At 67.3% G+C, this 14,404-nt stretch carries 14 protein-coding genes; 10 read left to right on the top strand and 4 right to left on the bottom strand.

Features of this window, described 5'->3' with window-relative positions:
- Positions 1–433: 433 nt before the first annotated feature.
- Complete coding sequence (locus ACGFNJ_RS34215) at positions 434–1,324, bottom strand: class I SAM-dependent methyltransferase (protein ID WP_393457948.1); 891 nt, start codon at positions 1,322–1,324, stop codon at positions 434–436.
- A 173-nt stretch (positions 1,325–1,497) separates the two neighbouring features.
- On the opposite strand from ACGFNJ_RS34215, the gene ACGFNJ_RS34210 reads away from it, so the two are divergent.
- Entirely contained in the window at positions 1,498–1,797 is a 300-nt protein-coding gene (locus ACGFNJ_RS34210; RefSeq protein WP_393457945.1) for a YciI family protein, read from the top strand.
- Between the two features lie 55 nt (positions 1,798–1,852).
- On the opposite strand, the gene ACGFNJ_RS34205 is transcribed toward ACGFNJ_RS34210, so the two are convergent.
- Complete coding sequence (locus ACGFNJ_RS34205; RefSeq protein ID WP_393457942.1) at positions 1,853–2,494, bottom strand: LysE family translocator; 642 nt, start codon at positions 2,492–2,494, stop codon at positions 1,853–1,855.
- Positions 2,495–2,757: 263 nt separating this feature from the next.
- On the opposite strand from ACGFNJ_RS34205, the gene ACGFNJ_RS34200 reads away from it, so the two are divergent.
- The 3 genes from ACGFNJ_RS34200 to ACGFNJ_RS34190 all read left to right on the top strand — a co-directional run bounded on the left by ACGFNJ_RS34200 (position 2,758) and on the right by ACGFNJ_RS34190 (position 7,181).
- Entirely contained in the window at positions 2,758–3,459 is a 702-nt protein-coding gene (locus ACGFNJ_RS34200) for a response regulator (protein WP_393457939.1), read from the top strand.
- 311 nt (positions 3,460–3,770) lie between these two features.
- Positions 3,771–4,817 (top strand): ATP-binding protein, encoded by a 1,047-nt coding sequence (locus ACGFNJ_RS34195; RefSeq protein WP_393458476.1) that lies wholly within the window; start codon positions 3,771–3,773, stop codon positions 4,815–4,817.
- Positions 4,818–4,958: 141 nt separating this feature from the next.
- Positions 4,959–7,181, top strand: a complete 2,223-nt coding sequence (locus ACGFNJ_RS34190; protein WP_393457936.1) for a DUF4153 domain-containing protein — start codon at positions 4,959–4,961, stop codon at positions 7,179–7,181.
- Positions 7,182–7,292: 111 nt separating this feature from the next.
- On the opposite strand, the gene ACGFNJ_RS34185 is transcribed toward ACGFNJ_RS34190, so the two are convergent.
- A complete protein-coding gene (locus ACGFNJ_RS34185) occupies positions 7,293–7,919 on the bottom strand; it encodes a MerR family transcriptional regulator (RefSeq protein ID WP_393457933.1) in 627 nt (208 codons plus the stop codon).
- A gap of 133 nt (positions 7,920–8,052) precedes the next feature.
- Here ACGFNJ_RS34185 and ACGFNJ_RS34180 point away from each other — a divergent pair, with 133 nt between their 5' ends.
- Both ACGFNJ_RS34180 and ACGFNJ_RS34175 read left to right on the top strand, forming a co-directional pair.
- Entirely contained in the window at positions 8,053–8,568 is a 516-nt protein-coding gene (locus ACGFNJ_RS34180) for a hypothetical protein (protein ID WP_393457930.1), read from the top strand.
- Positions 8,569–8,854: 286 nt separating this feature from the next.
- The gene (locus tag ACGFNJ_RS34175; RefSeq protein ID WP_393457927.1) at positions 8,855–9,427 is read left to right on the top strand and encodes a hypothetical protein; all 573 of its coding nucleotides are present in this window, start codon (positions 8,855–8,857) and stop codon (positions 9,425–9,427) included.
- Positions 9,428–9,431: 4 nt separating this feature from the next.
- Here ACGFNJ_RS34175 and ACGFNJ_RS34170 read toward each other — a convergent pair whose 3' ends face one another.
- The gene (locus ACGFNJ_RS34170; protein WP_393457924.1) at positions 9,432–10,235 is read right to left on the bottom strand and encodes a thioesterase family protein; all 804 of its coding nucleotides are present in this window, start codon (positions 10,233–10,235) and stop codon (positions 9,432–9,434) included.
- A gap of 223 nt (positions 10,236–10,458) precedes the next feature.
- Between ACGFNJ_RS34170 and ACGFNJ_RS34165 the strand changes: the two genes are divergently transcribed.
- The 4 genes from ACGFNJ_RS34165 (at position 10,459) to ACGFNJ_RS34150 (ending at position 14,356) form a co-directional block, all read left to right on the top strand.
- Positions 10,459–11,085 (top strand): fasciclin domain-containing protein, encoded by a 627-nt coding sequence (locus ACGFNJ_RS34165; protein ID WP_393458473.1) that lies wholly within the window; start codon positions 10,459–10,461, stop codon positions 11,083–11,085.
- A 105-nt stretch (positions 11,086–11,190) separates the two neighbouring features.
- The gene (gene sigK, locus ACGFNJ_RS34160) at positions 11,191–11,844 is read left to right on the top strand and encodes an ECF RNA polymerase sigma factor SigK (RefSeq protein ID WP_393457921.1); all 654 of its coding nucleotides are present in this window, start codon (positions 11,191–11,193) and stop codon (positions 11,842–11,844) included.
- A gap of 14 nt (positions 11,845–11,858) precedes the next feature.
- Positions 11,859–12,584, top strand: a complete 726-nt coding sequence (locus ACGFNJ_RS34155) for an anti-sigma factor domain-containing protein (protein ID WP_393457918.1) — start codon at positions 11,859–11,861, stop codon at positions 12,582–12,584.
- A gap of 50 nt (positions 12,585–12,634) precedes the next feature.
- Positions 12,635–14,356, top strand: coding sequence for a molybdopterin-dependent oxidoreductase (locus tag ACGFNJ_RS34150; RefSeq protein ID WP_393457915.1), 1,722 nt, complete (start codon positions 12,635–12,637; stop codon positions 14,354–14,356).
- The last annotated feature ends 48 nt before the right edge of the window (positions 14,357–14,404 follow it).

Here is a 14,404-nt window from a genome sequence, read left to right as displayed (position 1 = left end):
TGGCGCCGAGCGTGAGGGCATCGGCCGCTGTTGGTCCGGTGGCGCGGGTCTGGGGTCTGGGGTTGCGACGTGCGGCGGCAAACGCTCAGTGCCGCGTGCACTTTGGGTCTGGTGCGGAGCATGAAGGCATCGACCGCTCGTGGTCCGGCGGTGTGGGGCTGGAGATTGCTGCTCGTAGCGGCAAACGCTCAGTGCCGCTTGCACTTCGGGCGGGTGTTTCGGCTGTCGATGCCTGGGATCCAGTCGATTGAACGAACTGAACTCGCCGTGCCGATACGCAGGGGGAGTCGTCAGTGGTTCGCTCGAGTGGTCAGGTGTCGCCGTGGGGTTGTGGGGCAGTTGTTGCGGCGGTCCCTCGTGCGCCTCTTCGCGACCGCATCCCGGACCGCGCGCTGGAACTACAGGCCAGGGCGGCGGAATATCGACAAGGCAATCAGCGGCTCGCTCGTAGTATGCGGACCGGGCGCAGTGATTGGGGTGGTTCGCCCGCGAATTCCGTTGAGCCATTGTGGTATCCGGCGATGACGTCGGTGGCGGAGCGGTCTTCGATATCGGTGAAGCCGAGCGCCCGCAGTTGTGCGGCGATGTCGTCGGGAGTGAAGTAGCTGAACCAGGGTTCGCCGACGGCTTGTGCTCGCTGTGCGCGCGCCTGCAACCGTGCACGATCCTCGTCGGTGTCCGCCGACTGCAGGTAGTCGAAGATCACCTCAACCGGCGCGGATTGACCAGCGATGTAGTCGAGGGTGGTGCGGGCGGCGTCCGGGGTCAGATAGTAGACAACACCGAGCCAGACGAATACGGCCGGATCGGTCCGGCTGAACCCGGCGGACGCCAATCCTGCTGCCAGGGTGTCGGTTTCGAAGTCGACCGGCACGAAGGTCGCACTCTCCGGCTGGTCGATACCGGAGGCGGCGAGGCGTTCGTGCTTCCACGCTTGGGTAGCGGGATGGTCGACCTCGAAGACATGCAGGCCGGGATGCGGGTTGCGGTAGGCGAAGGTATCCAGGCCCGCGCCGAGGATCACGACCTGTCGCACGCCGGTCGCGACCGCCGCGGCCAGCCGATCCTCGGCGCAGCGGGCGCGAGCGGCAAAGAAGAGGCGGCGCGGCCGATCGCCGGCAGCGAGCCGCAGGATCCCCGAGTTCGCACCGCTCTCGGGACGATTCGCTGCGGTCCCACCCAATTCGGCCAGCTCATCCTCGGTGACACCCAGCAGGCGTGCCGCCAGCGGATCGGTAAGAATCCTTGGCCGGTCCGCAATTTGATGATAGGCACGGGCGTAGGCGGTCGCGAGTGCTGTCCGGCTCGGTCCCTCATTGTCCATACTTCGGACGCTACTCACGAACACCACACGTGCACCCGTGAACTCGGCCACACCACGCAAAGCGGCTGGTGGGCTTGGTTTCCGGTCTTGGGTTACCGTCGACAAAGCCGCACGCGCGAATCCGGCGGAGACCAAAGCCGCTCGGTACCCGCGAGAGTCGTAACGTATGGGGCATGTTCGTGTTGGAGCTGACCTACATTGCCCCGATGGAACGCGTTGACGCGGTCCTTTCCGACCATGTGGCGTGGTTGGACGCCCACTACGCAAGTGGGGTCTTCCTCGCTTCCGGCCGCAAGGAGCCCCGTGACGGGGGCGTCATCATCGCGCTCGGCGACGACCGAACAAAGATGGCGGAGATCGCCGAGAGCGATCCGTTCACCGTCGCCGGCGTCGCGGAGTACACGATCACCAAGTTCGTCGCGACCAAGACCGCCGCACCGTTAGACCAGTATCGGGAAACTTTGCCGTCCTGATCCCTGCAGCGAGGTTCGCCGTCAACCGTGTGGTCGGCCGATCTCGCCCGACGGACTAGGCCGGGAGTGGGCGGGATCGGTCGGTGGCCAAGAGGACGGCGATGGTGCCGAGCAGGGTGCCGGTGATCCAGCGTTGCGCCCGCAGCCAGAGCGGGCGGCCGGTGAGGAAGGTCGCGACCGCGGCCGCGCCGAGCACGATCATCCCGTTGACGATCAACGCGATGCTGATCTGGACCGACCCGAGCAGCAGGCTCTGCAACCAGACGCGGCCGTGCTCAGGGTTCACGAACTGCGGGATCAGCGCCATGTAGATGATCGCGATCTTGGGATTGAGCAGGTTGGTGACCAACCCCATGGTGAACAGTTTGCGAGTGGGATCGGGCGGAAGCATCGACGGTTCGAACGCAGAGATACCGCCGCGCAACGTTTTCCACGCCAAGTACGCCAAATAGCCGGCCCCGGCCAGCTTCACGGCGAGATACAGCCCGGGCACCGTCGCGAAGATCGCGGTGATCCCGGCCGTGGCCGCCGCGAGGTACACCATGAACCCGACCGCCACGCCAGACAGCGACACCAACCCGGCCCGCCGCCCCTGCGACACCGAGCGCGACACCAGGTACATCATGTTCGGCCCCGGCGTCAGCACCATCCCGAGCTCAGCAGCAGCAATGCCGAGCAACGCGGTCGTTTCGATCATGGTCCCCATCCTCGAGCACGCCGACGCCCCTGTCGCAGGCCAGTTCCGACTCACTGGCCCGATCACCTGGGTGGTTTCGTGCTGAGAGGGCACTGGTGGCGAAGAGCTCTACGAACGTTGCCGCCACCAGTGCCTCGTGATCAGTTGACCAACTCCGGAACGGGGTGGGCCCCGAGGATTGGGGGCAGTGGGGTGGGGGTGCACACGGAATCTCCACAATTGGATCAATACCTCTCCACAGCGGGTGGCTAGGGTTTCGGTTCATGGAGCAGAACGGAGCTGGTGGGGGACACCTGGCGCGGCGGATTCTGGTGGTCGACGACGAGGTGACCATCGCGGAATCCGTGGCGGCGCGGTTGCGCGCCGAAGGGTTCACCGTCGAGTTGGCTCATGACGGGCCGGGCGCGGTGGCGATGGCGGCGGCGGTGCAGCCCGATCTGGTGGTGCTCGATGTGATGCTGCCCGGGTTCGACGGGCTCGAGGTGTGCAGACGGATTCAGGCCGAGCGGTCGGTGCCGGTGTTGATGTTGACCGCGCGGACCGACGAAACCGATCAGCTCATCGGGCTCGGTGTCGGCGCGGACGACTATCTGACCAAGCCGTTCTCGCTGCGGGTGCTCACCGCCCGCGTGCACGCGCTGCTGCGGCGGGTGGATCGTGCCGCGGACCGTGACGGTGTCTCGATCGTGGTCGGCGACCTTCGGATCGACCTCGACCAGCGTCGCGTGTGGCGGGCCGATGTCGAAGCGCAGCTGACCCCGCTCGAGTTCGATCTGCTCACCAGGCTGGCCCGCAGGCCGCGCGCGGTCCTGGCTCGTGAGCGCCTGCTCGAAGAGGTCTGGGACTGGGCCGACGCGGCAGGCACCCGGGTTGTCGACAGCCACGTGAAGGCCCTGCGGCGCAAACTCGGCTCTGATCTGATCCGCACCGTCCACGGCGTCGGGTACGCCCTGGAGGCGCGATGAGAAGCGGGTACCCGCGTCCGTGCCTGGCCGGGGGCGAAGCCGCCGACTTCGCTCAGCAGTCGCACGGGACGCACCGCGAAACGCCTGCCACCCTTATGCGGTGGCACACCTGCCGCGAGACAGGAGGCGGGATGAGCGCGGACGGGTCCGTCCCGAGCGACGAGCACACCGAGGGTGTGGTGGTGCCCGAACACGCTAATGATGCTGTGGCCCTCGAACCTGCGCTGGGAGTCGGTTCGCGGCGGAAGCGTGCTGCTGCCAAGGTGGAAACGACGGTTGAGCCGAGGCCGACATGGCGTGCCGCGGTCACGATGGCTTGGCATCGCCAGGTGCGGCGGTTGCGTGAGACTGCGGAGTATCTGTCCGAGGCGTTGCCTCGGCCGTTGGATCCGGTGCCGTGGATCAAGTTGAAGCTGGCGATTCTGATGTTGTGTTCCGGCGGTGCCGCGTTCGGGTTCTTCCGGCTGAAGATCGGGTGGTTGCCGCCGAAGACGACGTTGGCCGCGGTGGTCATCGCGTTGGTGACGTCGCAGTTTCTTGCGCACGGGCTCACCAGGCCGCTGCGGGCGATGACGGCGGCGGCGAAGCAGATGGCGCAGGGTGATTACACCCGCAGGGTGCGGGCGAGTTCCAAGGACGAGGTCGGGCAGCTGGCCGAGGCATTCAATCAGATGGCCGCGGATCTCGCGGACGCCGATCAGCAACGCCGCGATCTGATCGCCAATGTGTCCCACGAGCTACGCACGCCGATCACCGCGCTGAACGCGGTGCTGGAGAACCTCGTCGACGGGGTGTCCGAACCGGACCCGAAGACGTTGCGCACCGCGCTGGCACAGACCGAGCGACTGAGCCTGCTCGTTTCGGAGCTGCTCGATCTGTCCAGCATCGAAGCGGGCGCCTTTCCGCTGGACCGCGAAAGGCTCGACGTGGCACCGCTGTTCGCCGAGGTGGTTGCCGAGGCGGAGGTCGCCGTCGCGGCGCTCGGTCGTGGCGTCCGGTTCACCACCGACATAGCGCCAAGTGCCGCAACGGTATTCGCCGATCGTGCGCGTCTGCAACAGGTGCTGCACAACCTGCTCGACAATGCGGCGAGGCATGGCCCGTCCGGGGGCGAGGTCCGGCTCAGGGCCAGGCGGCTTCCTGGTCAGCTGGTGATCGAGGTCGCCGACGACGGGCCCGGCATCCCGCCCGCCGAACGTGCCCGCGTCTTCGACCGTTTCACCCGCGGCGGCCGCAGCGACGGCGGCGGTACCGGCCTCGGCCTGGCCATCTCGCGCTGGGTGGTCGACCTGCACGGCGGCACCATCGCGGTGGCCGACCCCGGGTCCCGCATCCGCGTAACTATCCCCGACAACTAGACGATCTTCACCGAAACACCTGTCGCTAGCGACATTTCACCAACTGACCTAGCAATTATCCGAACCTGATTCACCGTTTCCCGCCAACCCGAACCGCAAGACGGTCGCGGGTCGATCCCGCACGCCTGCAGAAAGAAGCAAATGCCCGAAAACACGGAAACCCCAACCGCTCCGGCACGACAACCGGAGACCGGGATACCGGCTCCGCCGCCCTCCGCCACCGCCTCCGTGGTTGGGCTGTTGTCCGCAGAACGGTCGACGAGCCGAAAGGCGCCGATCGAGACGCTCCGGTACCCGTCCAACCCGGCGCTGCCGCCGATACCGATGCGGGTGGTGCCCAGGTGGCAGCGGGTCGCCTGTCCACCCGGTGTGGTACCCGCCGCGCTCGTCACCGCGGTTGCCGCGGCAGTGCTGATCCCGGTGGACGACCCTGGAATCGGTTGGTTGCTTACGGCATTGGTCGCCATGGCGGCGATCTACCTGGTCGACCGCAACGCCCGCCGAGCCGCTTCGGATGCGGCAGTGTCCTCGGACGCGGACCAGGCGGTGGATACCGAGTCCGGCGCGTCGAATTCCCGTGGGGTGGATTCGGCGGCTGTCCCGCAAGCCGTTTGGGCACGGCCCGCGGGGGACGCGGAACCTGATGTTGCCGTGTCGAATCCCGGAGGGGAGCATTCGACAGCGACGCCGGAATCCGCAGGCGCGCAGCCGAAGGAGGACTCGAAATCTGAGGCAGCCGTGTCGAATTCCCGTGGGGTGGATTCGACGGTGGAGCCGAAATCCGCGAGCGCACCGGAGCCGGTAGTGGAGGCGAGCTCCGGGAAGGAGGTCTCGACCGGCGATCAGCCGTCGGCCGAAGCTCCAGGGGGTGACGCCGAAGCTTCCGGGGGTGAGTCGGAATCTCCCGAGGGTGAGCCGGAATCTGTTGCGGTGCAGTCGAGTCCAGCAGTCGATGGTTCGGCGGTGGTGCCGGATGCTGATAGCTCGAAGCGGGCTGGCGTCGAGGTTCCTGCCTCGGATTCCGATGGATCGACTGCGGGGAACGAGGAGATCGGTGCCGCCACCGCACCGCCGATGCCGGCGAAGAACTCCGACGCGAAGGACGACGAGGACGTCTTAGCGGGTCTCGCCGTCATACTGGCGAAAGTCGGTGGGTGGGGTCGTGTTTGGTGGACAGCGCTACTGATTCTGCTGTTGGCGGTCGGGACGATCCGGGCGGCCGAATGGTTGGTCGGACTGTGCGTGCTGTCGTCGGCTTTGGCCGCTTCGCTGGCTGTGGTAGGGCGGCGGACGGTCCACGGGGTCTTCTATGAAGTGATCGCGGTGCCGTTGGCCACGTGGTCGGGTGCGCAGTGGGCCTTCGCCGGACTGGCGCGGGTGCGCAAGGGGGCGTCGCGGACCGGGGTGCGGGTGGCGTCGTCCGTGGCAGTCACCATCGCCTTGCTCGCGGTCTTTGTTCCGCTGCTCGTCGGTGCGGATGCGACCTTCGCGCGGCTGCTCGATTCGGCGACGCCACAGCTGGACGGCGGTCGGATCGTGCAGTGGATCTTGGTGTTCGCTATTGCCGGACTCGGCACGCTCGGTGCCTTGTATCTGCTGGCCGGTCCACCTTCGCCTGCCGCGGAATCCACAGGGGGAGTGAGCTATCGGCGGTTGAGTCGACTGGAGTGGGCGCTCCCGGTCGGCGCGCTGACCGCGTTGTTCGGGCTGTTCGTCGGCGTCCAGTTCGCGGCGATGTTCGGCGGCGCCGACTATGTGCAGCGCACGGCCGGACTCACCTACGCCGAGTATGCGCGCAGCGGATTCTGGCAGCTGCTGGCGGTGTCCATCCTGAGCCTCATCGTGATTCTGGTGGTATTGCATTGGGCTGCCGATGATTCGGGGGCCGATCGATGGTGGTTGCGGGTGCTGCTTTCGGCGGTGAGCGTGCTCTCGCTGGTCATCGTCGTCTCGGCACACAATCGGATGTGGGCCTATCAGGAGGCTTACGGCTTCACGGTGCAACGGCTGATTGTCGAGGCGTTCGCACTGTGGTTCGGTCTCGCTTATCTGCTCGTGCTCGCCGACCTGCCGCTCCTGCGCCGAACATGGTTGCCCCGCGCCATGTTGGGCACGGTGATGGTGAGCCTGCTCGCCCTGGCCGTGGTGAACCCGGAACGGCTGATCGCCGACAAGAACATCGACCGTTGGAAGCAGGGTGGCACGCTCGATACCGCGTACTTGAGCGAACTGTCGCCTGATGCACTGCCTGCGCTCGATCGTCTGCCCGCGCCGCTGCGCAGTCAGGCGCGTCAACCGATCCTCGACAACCTCGAGGACGCAACCTGGCAGCGCTGGAACCTGTCCCGCTCGACCGCTCGATGATCCACTGATACGAACCCGACCCTTCGAGGTCGGCACCTGGTCTCGCCGGGTGCGCCACCATCGGCGCACCCGGCGAGATCTGTTCGGGCACAGTGCGATTATCGCGACGCATCACTCCGGGAGAGCGATTCCGGAGACGTGCTCCTGTGCTAGCCGACGCAGTGCGGAGAGCATCGTGTCACCGAGAACCGTTCCGACGATGGCGGTTTCGGTCATTCGCTCGACGGTGGGTTCGGCGCGAACGATGCCGATGTCGATGGTGGCGACGGCTTCGGCCGCGGCGGCGTAGTCGTCGATGACGGCAAGCACGTCGGTGTGGCCGAGTTGACGTAGTGCGGCGCAGACATCGGTCAGGGTGTGCCGGGCCGGGCTGTCCGCACCGATCTGCCAGCCGCGCCGCATGAGCAGCGCATCGACGTCGCTTTCTGCGGTCGTTTGCTGGTCCGCGCCGACGGGGGAGCGGCGCCCGCGCAGTGCATACATGGCTTCGCCGAGTGCCTCTCTGGCGGTGAGGCTGCCGGTGTCGAGCACGGCGAGCAGTTCGGCGGCCGCGCTGATGGACACCCCGCCGATGTCGACCAGCGCCCGGATCAGCCGCAGCCGGTTGACGTGGTCGTCGCCGTAGTCGACCTGGTTGCGGGCGGTCCGGACGCCGGTCGGCAGCAATCCTTCGCGCAGGTAGTACTTGATCGTGGCAGGCGGAACGCCGCTTGCACGGCTGAGTTCGGCGATGCGCACGGTGTCTCCTCCGTATTGACAGTGGGAAGCACAGCTATCCATAATCAACGCTGATAGTACAACTATCGATAGTAATAGTTTCGATTGCTGCGCGGCCCGCGCGCCGCTCGTCTGAACCCCGCACGGAGGCGTGATGGAAACCCTTGTCCTGCTCGTAGTCCTGCTCACCGCGCTGCGTCTGGCCGGCGCGCTCGGTGTCCGCCGCCTCGATTGGTCGACCAGCGCGGCCTACGCCCTCGCGGTGCTGCTGGTCGTCACGGGCACAACGCATTTCGTCCCGGCGAGCTTCGCTGACGGGCCGGTGCCGACCCACGCCGACCTCACCGCGATGGTGCCGCCGTTCGTCCCGTTCCCCGACCTGATGGTCTATTTCACCGGCATCCTCGAACTGCTCGGCGCGGTCTGCCTCGTGGTCGCCCGCACGCGCCGCTGGGCCGGCATCGGTCTGGCCGTCCTGTTCGTCTTCCTGATCCCGGCCAATATCTATGCCGCCGTGCAGGAGATCCCCTTCCACGGCGCCCCCGCATCCCCGTTGTGGATCCGAATTCCCGAGCAGCTCCTGTACATCGGTGTCGCGCTGCTCGCGGCCGCACCGCTGACCTTCGCCGCGAACGCCCGCAGGTTGCGGATGATCCCGAGCCGCACCTGATTACGCCTGGATGAGCGGGTCGTGACCGGGGATGGACGCCCGGGTCGCGGGCCGCTCGGGCGGCGCAGCTACCCGGCGTTCGCCGGCGCCGGGTATCACTCCTCGGGACCGGTCTGACCCATTCGCCGGGCACAATCCGGACAGGTGTGCAATGTTGTTACTGCGCAAAGGCATTGAGGGGTTTGCTGAGTGCGCTGAGCAGGCACCGGTAAGGGGGTGCGACGGAATGATGTCGTCGTCCAACATTTCCGGGGGGAGTGCGGCCGCGCGGCCCCGACGGCGCCGGGTGGCAGTACCGTTGTGGCCGGGCATGATTCCGCCCAGCGGACCGCAGCGCTGGCATGTGCACCGGACCCGCAAGTCCTGGCTGGTCGGCACCGCCGCAGTGGCGGCGACCACGGCCGCGGTGGCGGTGGTGCTGGTGTACACGGCGGCGGTGAGCGCACCGCGACAGTCGGCCACCTACGGGGATCCGGTGCTCGGCGGCGGCCCCGGCTGCCAGCCGACCAGGAGCGAACAGGTGGTGCGCGGCAACGGAACCGGATCGACCGACTCCGGACCGGACGTGATCCTGGCCTTCCAGTACGCCTACTACGTGTCCCGGTCCGGGATCGCCGCACGGTCGCTGACGACCCCCGACGCCTACGTGCCCGCCGTCGACGTCATCGCCGCGGGGATCGAGTCGATCCCGGCGGGCACCCAGCACTGTGTGCTGATCACGCCCATGCCCGACGGCCGATTCGACGTGGTGATCACCGAGATCCGCCCCAACACCGCCATCCGCACCTACCGCCAGTTCGTGACCGTGGCACGTGACGGGAACACCGTCTCGATCGCCAAGATCGCACCACCGGCCTGATCGGCTACGTCGAGACGATCGCGAGCTGTCGCGACTGGGCAACCAAAGCCCCTGTGCTGTCCCATATTTCGAAGTCCTCCTCATGGAAGCCATCGATCAGATAGTGGGTGGTCACCCGGCAGGCCAGCCAGCCGGGGGCAGGCCGCTGGCGGATGTGCACCGTGAGTTCGACGGTGGCCGAGCCCGGAATGCCGAGCTCGAACACGACAGGGACGGCGGCGTCGACGAGCATCGCGAGGGCGATCGGGTCGGGCTCGCGACCGTCGGCGAAGCGCATCCAGAACTCCATAGTGGTTTTGCCACTGGGAGTTCCGCGCCAGAAGCCCGGCACCTCGGTCATCCGGAATTCGATCCGCCGTGAGATTTCGGGGCGGTCCTTCGGGAACCCGTCAGTGGGATCGATGCATTGTTCGGGCGAAGGCAACACGGGCGGTTCCGCACTCACCAGCGTCGGCCCTTCCGCGGCCGCGAAATCGGTGAATGTCGCGAGCACGCGCAGGATTTCGCGGTCGTCGCGCAGCAGTGTCGCCTGTGCGGTCCCGGTGCGCCGCCCGATGCGCGCTACGTCGGTGACGATCCGTGCCGGTCCCGGCGTGCCCGGCCGCAGGAAATGTGCGGACGCGGACAGCAGATCGGGCTGCGGCAGTTCGCGCCGCAGCGCCTGCAAACAGGTGGCCAGCAGATATCCACCGTTGACGGTGCCGATGAAGGTTTTCCACCGATCCGACAGCGGCAACGCGTATTCGTGCTCGCCGACCCGGTCACTCGCCGTATCGGTATCGAACACGGACTCCGCCGTAGTAGTCATCCCGCACCTCTCGCCGCACACCGACCCAAAACCCCATCCTGTCCCATCGGATCGAGGCCGTCGAGCCGGGCACCCCTGCCCCACGGGGCTTGCCGTTCCGTTGCTGAACGGACTACTTCGAAAGACGACCCATCCGCCCCGCTCGGCAAGGCGAATTCCGTTCCGTCAATCCCAGCACGGCTGCGAGCCGTCACGACGGAAGCGAAAGACAACAATGACAATGATGCGACGTTCGGTGGTGGCGGCGATGCTGCTGACGGCAGCGGTAGCGAGCGGTGCCGCCTGCTCCTCCGACAAGTCCGACAGCGCCTCCGCCAGCTCGTCGGCGCCGGTGACGACCGCGGCGACCTCGGCCGCAGGCTTGGTCGGCGCAGGCTGCCAGGCGTACGCTCAGCAGGTCCCCACCGGGGCAGGCTCGGTCAGCGGCATGGCCCAGGATCCGGTCGCCACGGCGGCTTCGCACAACCCGCTGCTGACCACGCTGGTCGCCGCGGTGTCCGGCAAGCTCAACCCGCAGGTCAATCTGGTCGACACGCTCAACGGCGGCCAGTTCACGGTGTTCGCGCCGGTCGATGCGGCCTTCGCCAAGATTGATCCGGCGACCGTGGAAGCGCTGAAGACCGATTCCGCCACCCTGACGAAAATCCTTACCTACCATGTGGTCCCCGGCCAGATCGCGCCGGACAAGATCGCGGGCACGCACCAGACCGTCGCAGGCGCCGATGTCACCGTCACCCGATCCGGCGACGCCATCAAGGTCGGCGACGCTTCGGTGATCTGCGGCGGAGTGAAGACCGCCAATGCGACGGTGTACATGATCGATACCGTTCTGCAGCCGCCCGCCGCATAGCACGTTGTTCGAGATGGTCCCGCCCACCAGGAGTCGAGCTCGCCGTGTCACTGTCGCAGATCCAGTCCTCGTTCGCCCGTGCCGGTGGTGGCGGCGGAGGTGACCATGACGCATGAGCCGAAGCTCGCCGCGATCCGCCTGCGCCACACCGGCGCCGGCGGGCCATCGTGTCCGCCGCGCGAGCATCCGGAGGAGGTCGCGCACACCAAGCGGCTCGTCGAACTCCTCGACGCGGTGGGATCCGGAGATCGCGACGCCTTCACCGAGTTCTACCGTGCGACAAGCCATCGAGTCTTCGGCCTGGCGCTGCGGATTCTGCGCAGTCACGCGGCGGCCGAGGAGATCACCCAGGAGGTGTATCTGCAGGCGTGGTCGATCGCGGCGGACTACGACCGCAAACTGTCCAGTCCGATGGGCTGGCTGATGATGCTGACCCACCGGCGGGCGGTGGACCGCGTCCGCCGCGAGCGGTCCGCGGCCAGCCGCGACATCGTCTACGGCCATGCGCATTTGGGCCGCGACCACGATGTCGTTGCCGAGGAGGTCGGGCAACGCTTCGACGAGCAGTCGGTGCTCGCCTGCCTGGAGACGTTGACCGCGATCCAGCGCGAGGCCGTCGCGCTCGCCTACTACAGCGGCCGGACCTACACCGAGGTCGCCGACCAACTCGAGGTCCCACTACCCACCGTCAAAAGCCGTATCCGCGATGGACTCAAGCGGCTGGCGACCTGCCTGACAGGAAGTGATAACGATGAATGAGCCTGTGGTGGGCCATGACTGAGCGTGAGCGGCCCGGCACGGACCTGCTCGACCTGGCCTACCCGTACGCGATGGACGCGGTCGCCGAGCTCGAGCGCCGCCGCATCGAGCAGCGGCTCCGCGACGCGGACCCGGTCGTCGCCACCGCGTTCACCGGCATCGTGTCGAGCGTGCGCGAAGCATTGGCCGCGCTCACGGTGCTCGACGCGGTCGCACCGCCGCCTGCTTTGGAGAGCGCGCTCTTGCGTGCCCTCGATGATTCTCCCGAGAAACTGCGCCGGAACGGTGGTTTCGGCAGTCGGCGACTGCGCTGGCTCGCGGCGGCGGTCGCGGTACTGGTCGCCATCGGGTCGGCCGTGGGTGTGCTCGTGCAGCGGACCGAGGACGGTCCGCCCGCGCTGACCGCGCAGCTGGTGCTTGCGCAGCCGGATGTGGCGGTGCGGACCGTGCCGGTCGAGGGCGGCGGCACTCTCACGATCCACACATCGAATCGAATCGGTGCTGCCACTGCCACTTTCGAGTCCGTCCCCGGACCGAGGCAGGGCACCGCGTATCAGCTGTGGCTGGTGCCGCTCGGCGGGACCGCCCACTCTGCCGGCGTGCTGACCACACTGCCGTCCTCTGGTCCCGTCCTGGTGACCTACTTCGACCTGATCGACACCCTGGCCGTCACCGTGGAACCCGCTGCCGGATCACGACAGCCGACCACGCCGCCGATCGCCAGCGTGAATCTCGCCTGACCCGCCACCATCGCGGGCAGGCAGCCGCCGACCCTTGAAATGAGCGAGCGATGGTGAAAAGTCATGCCTCCAACAGGTATTCGAGGCTGTGGAGCACTGCCGCCGCAGCCATCGCCGGACTGCTTGCGGCGCTGAGCGTACTAGGCATCGGCCATATGGTTGCCGCCCTGATCGATCCGGCGGCGTCGCCGTTCTATGCGATCGGCGCCGCGGTGGTAGACCATACGCCACATGCGCTGAAAGACGCGGCGATCCGGCAGTTCGGGAGCAACGACAAACTGGCACTGTTCGTGTCGATGGCGGCGGTGATGATCGTCTTCGCGCTACTACTCGGCGTATTCGCCCGCCGCAGCCCACGCGCAGCAAGCGGACTCCTCGTCCTCCTCGGCGGCGTAGCAGTGTGGGCGGCACTGCAACGTCCAACGGCCACACCATGGTTCGCACTGCCGCCGCTGGTCGGTGTGGCGGCCGGTGTCATCGTTCTGCTGCTGCTCGTGACCAACGTGCCGGGGGACGCTCAGCTGGGGAATGCTGAGCCGAGGGACATTGCGCCCGGGAGCGCTGGGCCAGGGGGCGCTGGGTCGGGGAGCGCTGGGCTGAACAACGTTGAGCTGGGTGTCGCCGCGTCGGCCGATGCACGGGCGTCACTTGGCGAATCGGCGTTGCGTAGTGGATCTACCACTGCCACCGGCACGAAGGCCGTGCGTTCGCGGCGGCGATTCCTTGCGCTGGCTGCTGGAGTGGGGGCTGTTACCGCCGGGGCGGCTGTTGCGGGGCAGTGGATCGGCGCTCGGGTGCGGGATGTTGTGGCTGATCGGGCGCGGTTTCTGGTGCCGCGGCCGATTGCGGCTGCACCTGCGGCGGGATCTAGTGTCCGGGTGGGGATTCCGGGTGTTACGGAGTTCGTGACGCCGAACGAGCGGTTCTACCGGGTGGACACGGCGTTGCAGCTGCCTGGGTTGCCGAGTTCGGAGTGGCGACTGCGGATTCATGGGATGGTCGAGCGGCCAATGGAATTGGACTTCGACGCGCTGCGGCAGCGGACCGCGGTCGAGCGGGTGATCACGATGACGTGTGTGTCCAACGAGGTCGGGGGCGAGCTGGCGGGCACCGCGGTGTGGACCGGGTATCCGCTGGCGGAGTTACTCGCCGAGGCAGGCGTGCGACCTGAGGCCGACATGCTTTTGTCGCGCAGTATCGACGGATTCACTGCGAGCACACCGGTTTCCGCGGTCACCGACGGTCGTGCCGCGCTGCTGGCGGTCGGCATGAACGGCGAACCGTTGCCGATCGCCCACGGATATCCCGCCCGGCTGATCGTGCCCGGTCTCTACGGCTACGTGTCCGCCACCAAATGGGTCGTCGATCTCGAGCTCACTCGGTTCGACCGCGCCGAGGCGTACTGGACCGAACGCGGTTGGGCCGCACAGGCACCCGTCAAGACGGCATCGCGTATCGATGTCCCCGCGTCCTTCGCCACCGTCCCGGCAGGCATCGTCACCGTCGCGGGCGTCGCGTGGGCCCAACATCGCGGCATCGACGGCGTCGAAGTCCAGGTCGACAACGAACCATGGCAGCAGGCGACACTGGCCGACGAATACTCCACCGACACCTGGCGCCAATGGCGTTGGCCCTGGACCGCAACGCCCGGCCCGCACACGCTCCGCGTCCGCGCCACCGACCGCGACGGCAACACCCAAACCGATCGCCGCACCCCGCCCTTCCCCGACGGCGCCACCGGCTGGCACAGTCGCGTCGTCACCGTCCGCTGACCTTTACCTGCCAGGTAATCGTCCTGATCGCGGCCAGTTCGTAGGATC

The sequence above is a fragment of the Nocardia sp. NPDC049149 genome, from assembly GCF_043197455.1.
Classification (GTDB): domain Bacteria; phylum Actinomycetota; class Actinomycetes; order Mycobacteriales; family Mycobacteriaceae; genus Nocardia.
This window is presented reverse-complemented; position numbering and strand designations above follow the sequence as displayed.